Consider the following 2,316-nt stretch of genomic DNA (forward strand, 5'->3'; position numbering starts at 1 on the left):
CTATTACTACATAATCATAATGATTGGACATTAATTGAATTTGTCTTTTTAAAATAGAGTTAACAAAGCAGTAACAACCTTCTCCTTCAGACCTACCCATTACTAATAGATCGTAACCATCCCCCTCTTCAACTATAGAATTTAATTCATATTCTAAATATTGAGATTTAGTCATTCCACCTGGATATTGCTCTCTCTTTTGTTCCATCAAATTAGCTTTTTCTTTTATTGCCCCAATTGTACCATTCAATTCCATTCCCAATACATCATTTATATTAGAGTTTGCATCTGCATCTACAACTAAAGTATCTCCCTTTTTCTCCTTAGTTAAGTAGTCAATTAAAATTCCTGTTAAACTTGTCTTACCTGTACCACCTTTACCTGCTACAGCTATATTTACTGTCATGGTAAAATCCCCCCTTATGACAAAAAAATTTACCTATATTTAATTACTAAATATAGGTAAATTATATCAGATATTTTGCTAATAAAATGTTTTTTTATAGTTAATTAATTTTATTTACTCGAATATATGCTTAAAAAATTGAATTGGGCTATAAATTAAAAGTCTAGGCCCAGAAAATTTCATAACTTCTTTGACTTTTACTTTCATGTCTTTTTTGTAGCAATGTATTGGACACTTACTACAAAAACTCTTTTCATTACCAAATTTACAAAAATCTAATCTTTTGTGAGCATATTCTAATAATTCTTTACATTCTTGGCATAATTCTCCATTTGTCTTATGCTTCTTTTTGCAGTATATATTTATCATAAGAGCTATTGTCTTTTTTTCTTTTTCTATTCTTGTCATATTAGCACACTCCTATGCTAAATTTAAAGTATTATTTTTTACATATACTTTTTTATCACATATTGATACACTTGATTTTCTATGTGATACCATTATTATTGTTTTTTCACTGCATTGATTATTTATAGTTTTTAATATTTCGGCCTCATTTAGAGTATCTAAGTTACTTGTAGGTTCATCTAATATTAATATATCTGCATTATGTAGGAATGCTCTTGCTATACCAAGTCTTTGTTTCTCACCAGAAGAGAAGTTTGAACCTAATTCACCAGCATTAGTTTCATATCCTTTTGGTAAAGTCTCAATAAATTCATGTATTGATGCTTTTTTACAAGCCTCTATAACTTCTTCCCTAGTGGCATCCTTTTTACCAATTTTAATGTTATTTTCTATTGTATCATTGAATAAAAATGTTTCTTGTGTTACTAGTGACTGTGATCTTCTAAGTGCTTTTGTAGGCATCGTTTTTATATTTTTATTATCTAATGATATACTTCCTTCATTAACATCCCAAAATCTCATTAATAATTTAAGTAGTGTAGACTTTCCACATCCACTTTCACCTAGTATACCTATTTTATCACCAGGTTTTATTTCTAAATTTATATCTTTTAATAGATTTTCATCTCTATCTTTATATGCGAAATTTACATTTTCGACTTTTATTTCAGTTCCTTGTAATTCCATGTCTCCTGAAACCTCTTCAACTGCTGGAACTTCATCTAATATATTAAACAGCCTTTGAGCACAAGCTAAGGTTTGAACTAAGTTGTTAGATAGATTACTTAAAGCAACAGTTGGCCCAAATGAGCTTGATAATATAACTATAGCAACTAAAGCTTGACCTATATTAATAGTATTATTTTGATATAAATTTATACTTATGAATAAGAAAGTAAGTATGGCAGCCATTATAGTAACATCTGTGAAAGCTTTTATTATACCTTCATGCTTTTTAATTCCACTCATTTTACTTTCTAATATATCACTATTTCTATTTATTTCATTTAGTCTATTTTGTCCTTGATCAAATAAAAGTATTTCTTTTATACCTTTTAATGATTCTAATAAATGAGAATTTGTCTTTGCAAACTCTTGTCTATATTCCATTCCTGCCACATTACCAAACTTAGATGATATAACAGGTATTAAATATCCTACTACTATATAGTATACTGCTGATACTATACCGAATATTGGATTTATCATGTATAGTATAACTGACATTATTATAGAAGTTATTATTGCTATGGCTATTGGAGCTATTGTATGAGCATAAAAAACTTCAAGCAACTCTATATCACTAGTTATAACAGATATTAAGTTACCTTTTTCCTTACTTTCTAATTTGGCTGGTGATAATTTTCTAAGTGCTTTAAATACTTTATCTCTAAGTATTGCAAGTATTGTAAAAGCTATATAGTGACCAGAATATTGTTCTATATATCTAAGTACACCTCTAAGTATCCCACAAGCTATTATTACAGCTATACAAGTTTTAA

3 protein-coding genes are annotated in these 2,316 nt (G+C 28.1%); all 3 read right to left on the minus strand.

The genetic code is table 11. From position 1 onward, the window contains the following. On the minus strand, positions 1-406 hold a 406-nt coding region (locus J7G74_RS16565), incomplete at its 3' end, for a nucleotide-binding protein (protein ID WP_297137453.1). Positions 407-520: 114 nt separating this feature from the next. Further along, positions 521-814, minus strand: coding sequence for a nitrous oxide-stimulated promoter family protein (locus J7G74_RS16570; RefSeq protein ID WP_297137456.1), 294 nt, complete (start codon positions 812-814; stop codon positions 521-523). Between the two features lie 12 nt (positions 815-826). Then, positions 827-2,316 (minus strand): ABC transporter ATP-binding protein (locus tag J7G74_RS16575; protein ID WP_297137458.1); only part of this gene is annotated, 1,490 nt, incomplete at its 5' end.

It is taken from the genome of Terrisporobacter sp., from assembly GCF_017888745.1.
Lineage (GTDB): Bacteria > Bacillota > Clostridia > Peptostreptococcales > Peptostreptococcaceae > Terrisporobacter.

Excerpts from the sequence above, each read along its gene's own strand:
- J7G74_RS16570 (WP_297137456.1), bottom strand. The coding sequence starts at position 814 with ATGACAAGAATAGAAAAAGAAAAAAAGACAATAGCTCTTATGATAAAT.